This is a genomic window from Paenibacillus sp. J22P90, from assembly GCF_059692195.1.
Genome location: NZ_JCAUAY010000001.1, coordinates 907,517 through 922,606 on the forward strand (window position 1 = coordinate 907,517; position 15,090 = coordinate 922,606).

Sequence of the window (15,090 nt, forward strand, 5' to 3'; positions counted from 1 at the left end):
GGAAATCACATGAGGATGAAAGATTCGATTGCCCTGATTACTGGCGGCTCAACGGGCATCGGCAAAGCGACAGCTGTCCGCTTCGCCGCTGAAGGCGCGAAAGTCGCTATAACGGGGCGAGATAAAACGGCGCTTCAAGCGACGGCTGAGGAAATTGCCGCCAACAACGGCGAAGTCATCTGGATCGACGGAGACGTCCAGCTGAAATCGGACGTCGATCGCATGGTGGATACAGTACTGAGCCATTGGGGCACCATTGATGTACTGGTTAACAACGCTGGCATTTGCTCCCCGGCCCCGTTCCTCAAAATCGAGGAATCGGAGTGGGATCGACACATGGCGATTAATTTGAAAGGAACGTTTCTTGCCGGGCAAGCGGTGGCTAAATTGCTGGTTCAACAGGGAAAAGGCGGTTCCATCATTAATATGTCTAGTGTGAACGGTTTGGCTGCTGAAGGAGATCAAGCCCATTACAACGCCACCAAAGGCGGCATTAACCTGCTCACGATGTCGATGGCACTGGAGCTTGCGCCGCTTGGCATTCGCGTCAACGCCCTTTGCCCGGGTTTTATCGAGACGCGGCTCACGAAGCCATTGATTGATAATCCAGCCGCGTTTGGGCCTTATTTAAAAACGATTCCCATGGGCCGTGCCGGTGTACCTGAGGAAATCGCGGATGCTGCCCTTTTTATGGCCACGAACGATTCTCGTTACATGACAGGACACTGCCTCGTTGTAGATGGCGGACAACTCATCAAGTTATCCTGACAAAAGGAGATTACACGAAATTATGAGCAAGGATACAGGAGAGAAACAGGAGCGCTATACCATTCAATCGATTGATAAAGCTTTGGATTTACTTGAACTGTTAGCTGAACACGGTTCCCTGAACTTATTGGAGCTGACGGATTTGCTGGATCAGCCGAAATCGTCGACGTACCGCATCGTACTAACGTTAGAAAACCGGGGATTCATCAGCAGAGACGATGAGAACGGTAAATACTGTCTAGGCTATAAGCAATTGATGCTGACGCGAAGCATGTTAGAAAGAAATACGCTAAGATCAGCCGCTCTGCACGAAATGAAAAAACTTTCCGACCAGTATGGCGACACAATTAATCTAGGTGTGCTCATAGAGGGAGACGTGCTGTACGTCGAAATTTTAGAAAGCACACAGCCGCTTCGCATGACCGATACGGTGGGCTCAAGATCACCTTTCCACGCGACAGCGATGGGAAAAGCGATGACCGCTTTTTTACCCGAGGAGCACGTAAACGAGCTTATCGCAACTCACGGGCTGCGCGCATTAACCCCCAATACAATCGTGACCAAGGAGCAGTTTCATTTGGAGCTACAGCGGGTTCGTGAGCAAAGGTTCGCATTGGATAATCAAGAGATTGTAGAAGGCGCACGCTGCTTGGCTGCCCCGATCTTCAACATGTACGGCAACATTGAGGGTGCTGTAAGTATGTCTGGAGCTATGCATCGTTTCGCAGATGAAGTCATTCCTGAAATGGCGGAAAGCATTAAAGCTGCGGCGAATCGGATTTCTCGAAAGTTAGGCTATCCATCTGTGCATTGAAAGGAGATTTCATATGCAACCATTACGCATCGCCATGCTTGGTATGGTCGATGGGAATGGACATCCGTATTCCTGGAGCGCCATGTTCAACAACTATGACAAGGAAACGATGGCCGAGTGCCCATTTCCTGGCATCCCGATTTATTTAGCGAAAGAACCCGTAGATACGCTGCAAATTCCCGGAGCTTCAGTCACACATATTTGGACGGATGACCCTAAGGATGCCATTCATGTGGCCAAAGCATCGCGAATCCCGCACATCGTGGGAAATCCAGAGGATGTCATCGGGCATGTGGATGCAGTGATCATCTCAACAGACAAAGGATATGAGCATGTGGAACGCTGTCGGCCGTTCGTCGAGGCGGGCTTACCGATCTTCGTCGATAAGCCGCTGACTGATAATGAGCGGGATCTGAAACAGTTCCAGCGATGGGTGCGAGATGGCGCACGAATCATGTCCTCCAGCTGCATGCGGTACTGCAAAGAATTCATGCCATATCGGACTTCAATTCATTCGTTAGGACAGCTTCGGTTCTCCAGTATCACCACTTGCAAAAGCTGGGAGCGTTATGGCATTCATGCCCTGGAAGCCGTTTATCCGATTCTTGGACCCGGCTTCATTTCTGCTCAAAACACAGGCACCAAAGAGCGGAACATCGTTCTATTCAAGCATCGCACGCATGGTGATGTGGCTGTCATTGCGATCGATGATCTATACGGATCGCATGGCATGCTGCAGCTGTGCGGTACGAGCGGTAGTGCAACGGTAACGATGCAAGATACGTTTTATTCTTTCAAGACGCAGCTTGAAGCGTTCGTCTCCTACCTTCGCACGGGGGAGAGACCATTTCCTTTTAGTGAAACCGAAGAGTTAATGCGCATGGTCATTGCCGGCATTCGAAGCCGAGAAGAAGGCGGGAGAGTTGTATTGCTAGAGGAGATTGCTGCGAATGATGAAGGGGGAACGAAAGATGGCTACCAATTTTAATATGCGCCCGAGCCGTGTCTTGCGCAAGCTCCGCGCCGGAGAAACAGCGATTGCACTGAAGCTGAACCTTGCCGATCCGCGAATTACGGAAATGGCGGCTAGAATCTCAGGCGTAGACTGCCTATGGACAGACATGGAGCATGTTCCGAATGATTTCGCCGTTATTGAAAGGCAGATTTGGGCGGCGAAAGCCTATGATGTGGATGTACTCGTACGTGTAGCAAGAGGCAGTTATAGCGACCTTGTTCGTCCGCTGGAGATGGATGCAACAGGGATCATGATCCCCCATGTGATGAGCTTGGCAGATGCCAAGCAGGTTATCCATCAAACGAAGTTTTACCCGATCGGCCGTCGACCTTTGGATGGCGGAAATGCAGATGGCGCCTTTTGCAATTTGGAGCTGGACGCCTACATGGCACAAGCGAATGATCAACGCTTCAATGTGCTGCAAATCGAAGATCCCGAGCCGCTTGATGAGCTGGAGGAAATTATTGCTTTGCCTGGCCTTGATATGATCTTCTTCGGTCCAGGGGATTTCAGCCAAGGAATCGGTGCTCCCGGCAAGTGGGATCATCCGCTGCTTGTAGAAACGCGCCAGACCGTGGCTCGGCTAGCACAGAAGCACGGAAAATTTGCAGGCACCGTAGGCAGCACAAGCAATTTGGCAGATTTGACGGCGATGGGCTATAACTTTGTTAGCGTGGGGGCTGATGTTGTCGGCCTCGGGCAATATTTAAGCGGTATTGCATCGAGCCTTAACCGCAGCGCTGGAGCTGGAGCGGACTCCGTTTACGGCTCAACCAAGAGCTGAGGGAGGTCGACTGATGTACACGGACTTATTCTCTTTACATAATAAAAGCGTTATCATCACGGGTGGCTCTGGTTATCTCGGCTCCGCGTTGACGGAGGCACTGTTAGCATTTGGCGCTGATGTTACACTGGCGGATCTAACCTTTCGCGACACGCCAGATTTGGACGTGGCTTTGCAAGAAGGTCGTTTACGCCATGTGGTGTGCGATGTCGCCAAGACCGAATCGATTCAGGAAATGTTTAAGTCCCATCACGAAGCAGCAGGCCGGTTGGACGTATTGGTCAACTGTGCCACATATGGAGCGGGTTATGGCAAAGGGGCAGAGCTTGAATTCATGACAGACGAAGTTTGGCAAAAAGGTGTGGACGGTGCGTCAGGCACGACGTTTCGCTGTACGCGGGAAGCGATCCCGTACATGCGGGATAGCGGCGGCGGATCGATCATTAACTTTGCCTCAATGTACGGCATTGTGTCTCCCGATCCTTCAATTTACGGCGACAGCGGCGCGAACAACCCGCCGAATTATGGTGCAGGGAAGGCTGGCGTCGTCCAGCTGACCCGGTACTGTGCCGCTCATCTGGCCAAGTACGGCATTCGCTGCAACAGCGTTTCGCCGGGCCCTTTTCCGAACATGAGCACGGGTCCTAGTGAACAATTTCTTGCCAATTTAAATGCCAAAACCATGCTAGGTCGCGTAGGGAAGCCCGATGAAATGGTGGGTGCAGTCATCTTAATAGCCTCTAACGCTTCCAGCTATATGACCGGTACGAATCTCGTGGTTGATGGAGGTTGGACGGCTTGGTAACGTTACTTGCAGCTCGAACAGGAGGAAATTCACTTGAATGCGAATGTGATGAATAGTTTCTCACTTACTGGCAAGACGGTGCTTATTACAGGAGGGGCGGGGCTGTATGGCACACAAATCGCGACGGCCTGTGCGCAAGCAGGAGGCAATGTGTACGTAACGTCACGCGACGAGTCGCGCCTCGAAGCCATTGAAGAAAGCTTCAGAAAAGACGGGTACACGGTGCACGCCATCCAATTTGATCAGGAAGATCTAGATGCAATCCCAAGCATCCGCGGGAAGCTGGAAGAACGAGAAGGCAAATGCGACGTGCTTATCAACAATGCTGTCGCTCGCACAATGTCGCATTATAACGATCCGTTGGAAAGGTTTGCTAAAAGTATGGCAGTAAACGCAACAGGATTGTTTGAGATTACCCGGGTTATCGGCGATTGGATGGCCGAGAAAGAGCGCGGCTCGATTATAAACATCGGCTCGATTCAAGGCATGGTTGGACCTGATCCAACCCTCTATGAAGGACTTCCATTAAACGGTTTGATTCCCGACTATTTCTTCCACAAAGCTGGCATGGTCAATTATACCCGATTTATCGCAAGTTACTATGGACCGCGCCAAGTCAGATGCAATTGCATTTCACCTGGCGGCTTTCAGACGGAGAAGAATTTACCCGAATTTGTTGAGCGCTACAATGATCGAACGATGTTGGGGCGAATGGCTAAGGCGGACGACATCTGGGGGCCAATTGTCTTTCTCGCTTCAGATGCTTCGCTCTATGTTACAGGTATCAACATGCCAGTAGACGGTGGCTATACTGCCAAGTAAGCGGAGAAAACAAACGGCATCGATATCGGGTGCCGTTTTCTTTTTTTTCTGTTAAGGCCTCTCAATTATTTTGTATAATAGTAGGTAGCTAAAGATAGATGGGGTGATGACTATTATGAGAAGGTTTTCGAATGGATTCGGGATGTTTCATGATTTAAAATTGGTCAAGAAGCTATGGTTATCGTTCTCGCTTGTCACACTCATCGCGCTTAGCATTTTTGCCTTGTTGTCCTCGACCTATATCAAGCGATTTATGACAGACAGAGAAGGCAATGCGATGCTGCAAAAAATCGAGTATTTCACGGGCAGCATGGACAATTATTTTCAAAGTATTGAGAAATCATCTCAGCTGCTGGTCTACAATGAAAACGTTCAAGATCCGTTGAGCGGCAATGCGGCGAATTTAAACGGAATCCCCCGAATTCAAGCTTACAATTACATTTATGATCAATTAAGGCAGTTGTCCGACCGGTTTTATGGCATTCAAGCGATTTATCTCGTGGATAAGTATATGAATGTGTATGACAGCGGTGTCGGGATGAATTTTACGCCAAGCTATTTGGTTAGTGATGAATTCATCAACCAAGGCTGGTATAACAAAATGGCAAACAATAATAGCAGCAATTCGCTCTGGTCCTTCATCAAGTGGCGTGATATGCAAACGTCTATTGTTATGTTCAAGACGATTTACGATAAAAACAATTTACAAATCCTCGGTTATCTCATTATTTCCATTTCCCCAAACATACTCGACAATTACCTGGCATCTTCGAATTTGGAGGAAGGCACGAACAGCATCGTCGACTCAAACGGTTTCATCTTTTCCGCCGGGAATGGAGAAAGCGTTCCTCCCATTGATGTTTCCAATTTAACTGGAACTAAAGGACATTACACCCAAATACCCAGCAACTATGTCACTGCCTATTCAAAGCATGCTTTAACCAATTGGACGTTTGTACACACGATTCCTCAGAACGTACTTCTCAAGGATCTGAAAGAAATCAACAATTTATGGGTAGCATTTCTTGGCGGTTCTCTCGCCCTGATGGTGCTCGTATCCGTATTAATTGCCAGAACAATCTCTATGCCGCTGCGGAAAATGATTCGCATGCTGCGCAATGTCGAGCAAGGTAATCTGAATTTGAAATTTCAACCTTTATATAAAGATGAGCTAGGAGATTTAGGGCGTGCTTTTAATCACATGATCGATAAGGTCCGTGAAGGTGAGCCGCTCATGCGGGAGAAGCTGGTCCGCTCCTTGCTGGAAGGCAGTTTGACGGAATCTGAAGCGCTGCGCTTTGAAGAAAGACTAGGTTTCCGACTCAATAGTGCCTCGTTCCGTGTGGCGCTGCTGCATTTGCACTGCCGGTATGAGAAAGCGGATTTAGATAAGCTGGAATCGATTATTCATGAGTTCGAAGACGGACATGAGATGATCTCCATTTATTTATCCGACGAGCAATATTGTTTCATTTTCAATGGTGAGGCTGATGAGGCTTTACATAAAATCAATGAATTGATGGCCGGCCTGAAAGAGCGGCTCGATCTACCTATGTATGCGTTTGTAGGAAACCAATACGAGCATGTTAACCTGATTAAGACCTCGTTCGAAGAGGCCAAGGCATTGCTCAATTACTTGGTTGGAGAACGAATGGACGATCAGACCAACATTTATTTCGTTGGCGATTCGTGGAAATCGCAATATCCGGAAGCTTTTGAAAATAAGCTGCTCTATTACATGGAGGAACGCGATATCGACAATTGCGCAGCTGTTATGGAGGAGTTCATTGTCTATGCCAGAGCGGGCCATCTCGTTCCGCATGTTCTCTATGCATTCATGGCCGCTTTATACAATCATCTGTATAAGCTATTGATCAAGTCGGGGCATTCAGCTGTGCTCAACACAAATTGGTTCGGCGATGTGCAAGAGAAGCTGTTATCACAGCCCTTGGAGAAGAACGGGCGGCAATTTATTGCGCTGCTGAGAGAGCATTTAGGTATACATGAACAGCAAGAGAAGAAACAAAGCAGAAATATTATTAAATCCTTGACGATCATTCACGAGCAGTATAGTGATGTCGGACTTGGAATCGATTCCGTTGTCGAGCAGATCGGGTTGAATGCGAATTATTTTAGCCAATTGTTCAAGAAAGAAGTCGGTGTCGGCTTTACAGATTATGTGGGGCAAGTGCGAATGGAGCATGCGAAGCGCCTACTGATGGAGCCGGGGAATAAAATCAAGAACGTGGCCGTTCAGGTCGGCTTTACCGACCCGCATTACTTCAGCATTTGGTTCAAAGAGAACACGGGACTGTCTCCTTCGCAATATCGCAAGCAGCTTTTAGGGCAGATCGGGTGAAAATAGAACTTGGAATTTTATAGATATAGGTCATTTTCTTTATATTTAGGTGTAGGACTAATGAATTCCATGTCTTTCTAACTTATTTTACCTACTCAGAGGCCGTGAGGGCGTGCTAATTTGGTGGTACGCTAACGATTTGTTACACATCAGATGCAGGTGGGTTCACAAAGATGAGATGGAGGTTTTAAACATTTAGGAAAAGGGAGGAAGAAGTGCATGATCCATAACAGGAAAAATCGTTCATTTAAAGCACTCTTTGTGGCAGCAGGTGTATCGCTATTGATGGCAACAACGGTAGGTTGTAGTTCAGACAGCGCCACCAGTAAGCCGACGGCCAGCGCTGCGCCTGCGGGCAGCTCTAGTCCGACTACAGCAGCCTCACAAGCGCCGAAGGAAGATCCAAAGATCGAGCTTACAGTATGGGCGGCTCCGAACGGCACCTACAAACCAGGTCAAAAAGCGGGAGATTGGTTTAAAGAGGATTTGCTGCCGGAATGGAACAAACTCCATCCGAATGTCAAGGTCAACATTGAGCTCATTCCATTTGATGGGATTAATGAGAAGGTGACAACAGCGATTGCTTCCAAGTCGGCACCAAACGTCTTTCTCGATTACCCAGGGCGCACGTTGGCGTATGGGCAAATGGGAGCATTGGCCTCGCTAGAGGATATAATTCCACCGGAAGATCTGGCTCAAGTGAAGAAGAGTGCGGATATGATGAAAATGGTTTCGGTAGGCGGTACTGTCGTAACGATGCCTTATTATTCGACACAGCTTGGTTTGATTCTGAACAAAGCGTTATGGAAAGAAGCAGGAGCGGAGAAGTTACTTCCTCAGGATGAATTCCGCACATGGACTCCCGATCAATTTAAAGCAGCCTTAAAAGCAGTGGCTAATAAAGAAAAAGGCGTATACGGACTTACGCTCTTCGCATTGAACGAACAAGGGGATCAAATTTATAACAATATCATTTCCGGCTATGGGGCCAAATTGTTCAACGCGGATTACACGAAATATACCGCAGGAGACAGCCCGGAAACGGAACAGGCATTAGGCTTCTTCAAATCATTGGTGGATGAGGGGCTTGTAACTCCGCATCCGGAGACGCTAACCTCCACGAATGCACTGGATTACTGGAAGCAGCGTAAGAACGGGATGGTCGTTGCATCAGCCGCGCACTCCGACATTATTAAGAACGGTTTGAAGGACGGCAGCGTTAGCGGTCCAAATGAGTACATGTACGTGAACTTCCCATCGACGACAGCTGGCAAAGCAGCGTTAAAATCGGAAGTAGGCTTCGGTGTTGTGTTCAAAAACTCGGATGCGGTCAAGGAAGAATGGGCCAAGAAATTCCTCTACTGGACCATGAAGGATAACACAATTTTCCAAACGGCGATGAAATCGTTCAATCCGCTGGGCAAAGCACCTGCATGGACCGAGAGCGATCCTGAGCTTCAATTCCTCGCGAAGCTCGCGACGAAGACAAAGGAATGGCCGGTTATCGATCCAGGCTGGGGAATTAAAGGCTATCCGGAGATGAGAGCGGCAATGTTCCCAGAAATTCAAAAGTTGTTCATCGGCATGTCGACGCCAAAACAAACGATCGATACGATTTCCAAGAAGTTTAATGACACGATAGCCAAATATAATAAGTAAGCATTATTAAGCGGCAGGATGGCGATGCCCTCCTGCCGTTATTCATCTAGTAAGGTGAAAGGAAGGAGAAACCAATGAAACACGGTAAAATCAGCAGCATCCGTTTGCGTAGAGAAATCAGCGGTTGGCTATTCGTCCTGCCCATGTTGCTGTTTTTTCTGCTGTTCGTTGTGTATCCGATTCTCAAAGCGATTAAGAGCAGTTTCTATGGCTTCGATTATACGAAATATTATTGGTCGGGCCTTGATAATTATCACACCATTTTCACGGACCCGCTGTTCTGGAAGTCGATTCGCAACACATTGGAGTTTGTGTTGTACCTCGTGCCATCGATCACGGTGATTGCCTTAATGATCGCGGTAACGATTCATACATATCCGAAAAAGATGCAATCCTTTTTCAAAGCAGCCTTTTATATCCCAGGCGTGACTTCCATTGTCTCCCTGACATTAGTTTGGCAATACATTTATAACGGACAATTCGGTTTAGGCAATTATTTGCTTGATCTCGTTGGACTGAAATCGATTAATTGGTTGGGGGTAAACTCAGCTACGCTCGCCTTGTCCGTCATTGTGCTAACCATTTCCGTCGGTTCTGCGGTCGTTGTTTTTTCAGCGGCTTTAGGAGGGATTCCGAAGGATTTTTACGAGTCTGCGGCGCTGGATGGCGCAAAGCCGTGGAAAATGTTTTATCGCATCACACTGCCTATGTTAAAGCCGACATTGCTATATGTCGTGGTTACGGGGACGATCGGCGCCTTTCAAGTGTTCGCCATCATTATGATTATGACCGGCGGCGGACCTGCTTATCGGACAACAACGATCATGATGCTCATTTATCAGCAGGCGTTCGTGAACATGAATTTTGGGATTGCTAATGCGATGGGGCTTGTTCTGTGTGTCATCATTAGCTTAATTGCATTCATTCAGTTCAAATTTCTGAAATCAGATCACGAATTTTAAGGAAGGTGGGCAGAGGATGCCGAATAAAAAGTCACCGCTATGGGGAGGGCATCTATTTCTTTGGGTATTAACCTTGTTCTTCCTCTGGCCCTTCTATTGGATGGTTAGCGGATCACTCAAGAACCTGAAGGTTGCCCTGCAAATCCCACCGGAATGGATACCGCTTCACCCTTCATTTCACAATTATACGTCTTTGATGAAAAATAGCCCTGTGTTCGCCTGGTTTTATAACAGCATGTTTATCTCCTTAATTGCCACGCTGCTTGTCGTTGTGGTCAGCTCTTTGTCCGCCTATGCATTAGCCAAAATTCCATTCAAAGGCTCGAAATGGCTATTCTCTTTGATGATTGCTGCCATGACGATCCCGCATACGGTACTCTTCATACCGCTATTTCAGCTATTAAATGAGATAGGACTCACGAATTCAAAATGGGGAGTGCTCCTGCCCGTGGTGGGGTGGCCTTTCGGTGTATTTCTGTTGAAGCAATTCATGTCCACACTTCCAGGGGAACTAGTGGAAGCTTCGAAAATCGACGGCTGCGGAGAATGGCAAACGTTCCAACGCATCATCCTGCCGCTTGCCAAGCCTGGGCTCGGCGTATTAGCAATATTTACATTTGTAAACACTTGGAATGACTATGTGTGGCAAGTTATCGTGTTGAGCGGGGAGAAGATGTTCACCTTGCCTGTTGGTATTAAAGTTGCCCAAAAAATATCGGAGCTGGAAACAAACTATGGACTCGCCATGGCTGGTGCGATGTTCGCCACGCTTCCCGTGCTGGTCATTTTTCTATATTTCCAGAAATATTTTACGGATGGGATTACGTTAGGCGCATTGAAGGGATGATTCTTCGGAAGAGCGATGAAAGAAGGGAACTCCATGTATCACGCTGCCATAATCGGACTTGGCAAGATCGGCCTAACCTTTGATATTCCCAATAAAGGAAGAGTAAGCAGCCATACCATGGCGTACCACTTGCAGCCGGAGGTGGAGTTGGTTGCAGCAGTCGGAAGACGGCAAGAGCAGGCGGATCAGCTGGCCATGATTGCGCCGGAGGCCAAATTCTACGGAGACCAAGAATTGTCTATGATGCTGAGAAGTCATCAGCTGGATATTATCAGCATTTGTACGCCGCCGACTGTAAGGTGCGAGCTGCTTCAAGCCGTATTGGAGCAGTCCAAAGCCAGGCTCGTTTTTCTAGAAAAGCCGGTTGCGAACCAGCTCGAGGAAGCGGAGCGTATCTTCGCATTATGCCAGCAGCACAGCGATCGAACGGTCGTGGTTAACTTATCGCGCAGATGGAGTGAAGGGGCGATGCAAGTCCGTTCGGCGGTCCAGAATGAAACCTACGGCAAGCTGAAGAAAATCCACCTGCGTTACAGTCGGGGGATTTACAACACAGGCTCTCATTTATTTGACATGGTGCGTTATATGGCAGGATCCATCGAGCAGGTAAAAGTTGTAGAGCGTGTTCCCACTAACTTGGATGCCGCCCAGGATTGGACGTATTCCTTTTTGTTTACAGCAGCAAACGATAGCGTGACAGGGTATGCGGAGGCTTTTGATGACCGCCATTATAACCTTTTCGAGCTCGTGCTGTACTTGGAAGGCGGCGTGATCGAAATGGTTCAGGGCGGAGATGAGATCCGATACTATGGAACCGAGCCTCACCCACTGCAGGCGGGCATGCGGAATCTGGTGCTCGAACGCGCAGAGCAAGGTGTGCTCGGTAAATCGAGCAACATGGCGAATGCCATCGCTCATCTTGTTGACATTCTGGAATTCGGCGCGGAGCCGATTTGTACATTGGCTGATGGCATTTACCCGCTTTATGTAGCGGAAGCGTTGAACCAGTCCTATGCAAGAGGCGGTACGTACGAGCGAGTCAATTCGATCTTGAATAAGGGAGATTGATGATGGAACTGAACAAATTAAGTGCAGAGCAGCAGCAATTTTATGAAGATCATGGCTATTTATTAGGTCTTCCTGTTATTTTTCCTGGCGAAGCTGCGAAACAATTGCAATTGGGTTATGAGCAGCTTATCGCTTCCTTACAAAAGGATGAGAATCCATCCGACATGATGGGCTGGCATAAGACGAGCCGATGGCTGTTTAACATCTGTGCGCACCCGCAAATTCTTAGCTACGTTGAAGGTGTATTGGGCAACGATTTTTACTTGGCGGCAAGCGAGTTTATTACGAAGTCACCTCATTCCGACAAAACGGTGCCATGGCATCAGGATTCGTATTATTGGTCGACATCGCTCAACGACACGGTCACGGTGTGGCTAGCTTTCTCGGATGTGGATGAAGCGAATGGCGCCATGAAGGTGATTCCAGGTACGCATAAGGCAGGCATTATTCAACATAAAATCGCCGGCGAGGATGCCATTTTGTCCTTTGAACTCGATAAGGGGACATTCAGCGAAAAGGACGCGGTTTCGATGATTATCCCAGCAGGCGGCATTTCCATGCACGTAGATTCCCTTATTCATGGTTCCGGGCCGAACACCTCGGATCGCTGGCGTATCGGATTTGTCATCCGATATTCCAAGACGTCGGTGAGATGGGATCCACAGACTTACCCCAATTTTCAACTCTTTATGATGAAAGGGAAAGACGAATATGGTTACCATCCACAGGGTGAACTGCCAGAAGAACTTTTTGGGCGACCGCCTTATACGAAACGTATTCGTAAAAGAGAATGATGGAATCACGCAAAGAAAGCGAGATGAGTCCTATTTTAAGCTACAACAAGCAGTGGACATCTACGATCTCATCTTTGACACTCGGCACTGTACAGCTGGGGATGCCCTATGGCATTGCGAATCACAATGGACAGCCGGATGAAACCATGGCAGGGCACATCTTGGATGCTGCCTTGGAGGGCGGCATTACCTGTCTAGATACGGCGAGTGCGTATGGAAACTCCGAGCAGGTTTTGGGTCATTTTTTTCAACAATCAAACCGATCTGCTCATATCATAACCAAACTGATTTTGACAGTGAATCAAGACACAACGCTTGCCAATTTGGAAGAACAGATTGAAGCTACGATTAGCAGATCGATGGAACGACTACAGACGAATTGTATTCCCGCCCTCCTGCTGCATCGGCCCAATGTGCTGGGGGTATTTGGTGAAAAATTAACCGAATTGCTGCGCAAGCAAGTGAAGAGGGGGAATATCGGCTCGATGGGGGCTTCGCTGCTCTCCTTTGATGCGCAAGATTTTGCGGCAAATTGGCAGGAGCTCCAGGATGACTTCTACGAGATTGTCCAGGTTCCGATCAATATCATGGATCGTCGGATGTTCGCGAACGGGACCTTTGATCAGCTTAGGAGATCCGGTAAGAAGCTGTTCGCTAGAAGTATTTATCTGCAAGGGTTGTTCTTTCTGGAACCTGCAGAATTAAAGGAGAATTTGAAGGTCGCAGCGCCCTGGCTTAACCTGTTGCACACGTATGCCGAGCAGGAAAGGATGTCTGTACCTGAATTAGCGTTTTCCTATATTCACCATATGCCTGGTATCGCCAGTATCGTTTTCGGTGCTGAAACGCCGGAGCAAGTGAAAGCAAATATTGCACTTTTAGGAACGCCTGCTATTAGTGAAAAGACATTGCATGAACTAGCGGCCGTTTTCGCAGAAGTACCTGATCAAGTCATTACGCCTTCAATGTGGGAAGGGAAATGAGTGCATAGCAGGCCAAATATAATAAATGAGGAGATCATCATGGTCACATATCTGAAACAAGGGAATGCACGATCATCATCTGCTGCAAGTGAAGAAGCTGTTTATCGCACCGTGAAAGAAGTCATTCAAGAAGTTGAAATCCGTGGCGATGAAGCGGTTCGCCAGATTTCGCAAAAATTTGATAACTGGTCGCCTGAAAGCTTCCGGTTAAGTGAAGCTCAAATTCAAGAGATCGTGGCCAGCGTGCCGGATCGTGTGAAGGAAGACATTCGATTCGCGCAGAAGCAAGTTCGCTATTTTGCGGAAAAACAATTAGAAACCGTTCGCGACCTCGAAGTGGAAACGCTTCCAGGGGTTATTCTCGGTCATAAACATATTCCTGTTGGCAGTGTAGGCTGTTACATTCCTGGCGGACGTTACCCGATGGTAGCATCCGCTCATATGAGTGTCCTGACGGCAAAAGTCGCCGGTGTTCCACGAGTCATTGCTTGCACGCCGCCGATCAAAGGAGAAATACCAGCCGCAACGATCTGTGCGATGGCTTACGCGGGTGCCGACGAAATTTACATTCTCGGCGGAATTCAAGCAATGGCCGCTATGGCGCTAGGGACAGAAACGATTGAATCCGTCGATATGCTTGTAGGGCCAGGCAATGCCTACGTGGCAGAGGCGAAGCGCCAGCTTTTCGGAAAAGTAGGCATCGACTTGATTGCCGGCCCGACGGAAGTATTGGTTATCGCCGACCATACGGCTGATGCGGAAATGGTGGCCGTCGACTTGCTCGGCCAGGCTGAGCACGGGCCGACGTCTCCTGCCGTGCTGATTACAACGAGCGAGGCTTTGGGCAGAGAGACGCTGGTTGAAATCGAGAAGCAGCTCAAGGTTCTTCCAACCGCAGATATTGCTGGTGTCGCCTGGCGGGATCACGGTTCCATCATGGTGGTGGAGAGCATTGAAGAAGCGGTGATTGAAGCGGATAAACTCGCTTTCGAGCATGTCGAGGTTTTGACTGAAAATCCGGACTATTTCCTGGCGAACATGTCCAATTATGGCGCATTATTTCTTGGTCCTGAAACCAATGTGGCATATGGGGACAAAGCGATTGGCACGAACCATACCCTGCCAACTAAGGGTGCGGCTCGGTATACAGGCGGCCTCTGGGCAGGGAAATTTTTGAAAACGTGCACGTATCAACGATGTACGAAAGAAGCGAGTATACTCGTAGGTGAGTACGTTTCACGACTGTGTGAAATCGAGAATTTCATGGGGCACAAGGAACAAGCTGATCTGCGCGTGCGACGTTACGGGAGCTAAATATAAGGTAGAAACATCCTCCAATGGGCAAGTTATGTTGGGGGATGTTTTTTTTTGTCCTTTATCTGGATTCACTTCAATGTTCATGCTGTTTAT

General features: G+C 48.3%; 14 protein-coding genes. All 14 read left to right on the forward strand.

Annotation, left to right across the window (positions count from 1 at the left end; translation table 11 throughout):
* Positions 1-9: 9 nt before the first annotated feature.
* The 14 genes from AC58UX_RS03235 (at position 10) to hisD (ending at position 14,994) form a co-directional block, all read left to right on the forward strand.
* Complete coding sequence (locus AC58UX_RS03235) at positions 10-768, forward strand: SDR family NAD(P)-dependent oxidoreductase (RefSeq protein WP_497249651.1); 759 nt, start codon at positions 10-12, stop codon at positions 766-768.
* A 22-nt stretch (positions 769-790) separates the two neighbouring features.
* Positions 791-1,582: an IclR family transcriptional regulator gene (locus AC58UX_RS03240; RefSeq protein WP_497249652.1), complete on the forward strand. Its 792-nt coding sequence runs from the start codon at positions 791-793 to the stop codon at positions 1,580-1,582.
* A 13-nt stretch (positions 1,583-1,595) separates the two neighbouring features.
* A complete protein-coding gene (locus AC58UX_RS03245; RefSeq protein WP_497249653.1) occupies positions 1,596-2,570 on the forward strand; it encodes a Gfo/Idh/MocA family oxidoreductase in 975 nt (324 codons plus the stop codon).
* Positions 2,554-3,381, forward strand: coding sequence for an HpcH/HpaI aldolase family protein (locus tag AC58UX_RS03250; protein ID WP_497249654.1), 828 nt, complete (start codon positions 2,554-2,556; stop codon positions 3,379-3,381). The genes AC58UX_RS03245 and AC58UX_RS03250 overlap by 17 nt, the downstream gene beginning before the upstream one ends.
* A 13-nt stretch (positions 3,382-3,394) precedes the next feature.
* Positions 3,395-4,186: an SDR family oxidoreductase gene (locus AC58UX_RS03255; RefSeq protein WP_497249655.1), complete on the forward strand. Its 792-nt coding sequence runs from the start codon at positions 3,395-3,397 to the stop codon at positions 4,184-4,186.
* A 33-nt stretch (positions 4,187-4,219) separates the two neighbouring features.
* The gene (locus tag AC58UX_RS03260) at positions 4,220-5,008 is read left to right on the forward strand and encodes an SDR family NAD(P)-dependent oxidoreductase (protein WP_497249656.1); all 789 of its coding nucleotides are present in this window, start codon (positions 4,220-4,222) and stop codon (positions 5,006-5,008) included.
* 115 nt (positions 5,009-5,123) lie between these two features.
* On the forward strand, positions 5,124-7,367 hold the full coding sequence (locus AC58UX_RS03265) for a helix-turn-helix domain-containing protein (RefSeq protein WP_497249657.1): 2,244 nt from the start codon (positions 5,124-5,126) through the stop codon (positions 7,365-7,367).
* A gap of 219 nt (positions 7,368-7,586) precedes the next feature.
* Entirely contained in the window at positions 7,587-9,026 is a 1,440-nt protein-coding gene (locus AC58UX_RS03270; protein WP_497249658.1) for an extracellular solute-binding protein, read from the forward strand.
* A gap of 74 nt (positions 9,027-9,100) precedes the next feature.
* Positions 9,101-9,988, forward strand: coding sequence for a carbohydrate ABC transporter permease (locus tag AC58UX_RS03275; RefSeq protein WP_497249659.1), 888 nt, complete (start codon positions 9,101-9,103; stop codon positions 9,986-9,988).
* Positions 9,989-10,004: 16 nt separating this feature from the next.
* Complete coding sequence (locus tag AC58UX_RS03280; protein WP_497249660.1) at positions 10,005-10,835, forward strand: carbohydrate ABC transporter permease; 831 nt, start codon at positions 10,005-10,007, stop codon at positions 10,833-10,835.
* A 33-nt stretch (positions 10,836-10,868) separates the two neighbouring features.
* On the forward strand, positions 10,869-11,903 hold the full coding sequence (locus AC58UX_RS03285; RefSeq protein WP_497249661.1) for a Gfo/Idh/MocA family protein: 1,035 nt from the start codon (positions 10,869-10,871) through the stop codon (positions 11,901-11,903).
* 2 nt (positions 11,904-11,905) lie between these two features.
* Positions 11,906-12,697 (forward strand): phytanoyl-CoA dioxygenase family protein, encoded by a 792-nt coding sequence (locus AC58UX_RS03290; protein ID WP_497249662.1) that lies wholly within the window; start codon positions 11,906-11,908, stop codon positions 12,695-12,697.
* A 23-nt stretch (positions 12,698-12,720) separates the two neighbouring features.
* Positions 12,721-13,680 (forward strand): aldo/keto reductase, encoded by a 960-nt coding sequence (locus AC58UX_RS03295; RefSeq protein WP_497249663.1) that lies wholly within the window; start codon positions 12,721-12,723, stop codon positions 13,678-13,680.
* 39 nt (positions 13,681-13,719) lie between these two features.
* The gene (hisD, locus tag AC58UX_RS03300; RefSeq protein ID WP_497249664.1) at positions 13,720-14,994 is read left to right on the forward strand and encodes a histidinol dehydrogenase; all 1,275 of its coding nucleotides are present in this window, start codon (positions 13,720-13,722) and stop codon (positions 14,992-14,994) included.
* Positions 14,995-15,090: the final 96 nt, after the last annotated feature.

Bases quoted from the DNA above. Each gene is read 5' to 3' on its own strand.
- AC58UX_RS03235 (WP_497249651.1), top strand. From the start codon at position 10: ATGAGGATGAAAGATTCGATTGCCCTGATTACTGGCGGCTCAACGGGC.
- AC58UX_RS03240 (WP_497249652.1), top strand. From the start codon at position 791: ATGAGCAAGGATACAGGAGAGAAACAGGAGCGCTATACCATTCAATCG.
- AC58UX_RS03245 (WP_497249653.1), top strand. From the start codon at position 1,596: ATGCAACCATTACGCATCGCCATGCTTGGTATGGTCGATGGGAATGGA.
- AC58UX_RS03250 (WP_497249654.1), top strand. From the start codon at position 2,554: ATGGCTACCAATTTTAATATGCGCCCGAGCCGTGTCTTGCGCAAGCTC.
- AC58UX_RS03255 (WP_497249655.1), top strand. From the start codon at position 3,395: ATGTACACGGACTTATTCTCTTTACATAATAAAAGCGTTATCATCACG.
- AC58UX_RS03265 (WP_497249657.1), top strand. From the start codon at position 5,124: ATGAGAAGGTTTTCGAATGGATTCGGGATGTTTCATGATTTAAAATTG.
- AC58UX_RS03270 (WP_497249658.1), top strand. From the start codon at position 7,587: ATGATCCATAACAGGAAAAATCGTTCATTTAAAGCACTCTTTGTGGCA.
- AC58UX_RS03275 (WP_497249659.1), top strand. From the start codon at position 9,101: ATGAAACACGGTAAAATCAGCAGCATCCGTTTGCGTAGAGAAATCAGC.
- AC58UX_RS03280 (WP_497249660.1), top strand. From the start codon at position 10,005: ATGCCGAATAAAAAGTCACCGCTATGGGGAGGGCATCTATTTCTTTGG.
- AC58UX_RS03285 (WP_497249661.1), top strand. From the start codon at position 10,869: ATGTATCACGCTGCCATAATCGGACTTGGCAAGATCGGCCTAACCTTT.
- AC58UX_RS03290 (WP_497249662.1), top strand. From the start codon at position 11,906: ATGGAACTGAACAAATTAAGTGCAGAGCAGCAGCAATTTTATGAAGAT.
- AC58UX_RS03295 (WP_497249663.1), top strand. From the start codon at position 12,721: ATGAGTCCTATTTTAAGCTACAACAAGCAGTGGACATCTACGATCTCA.
- hisD (WP_497249664.1), top strand. From the start codon at position 13,720: ATGGTCACATATCTGAAACAAGGGAATGCACGATCATCATCTGCTGCA.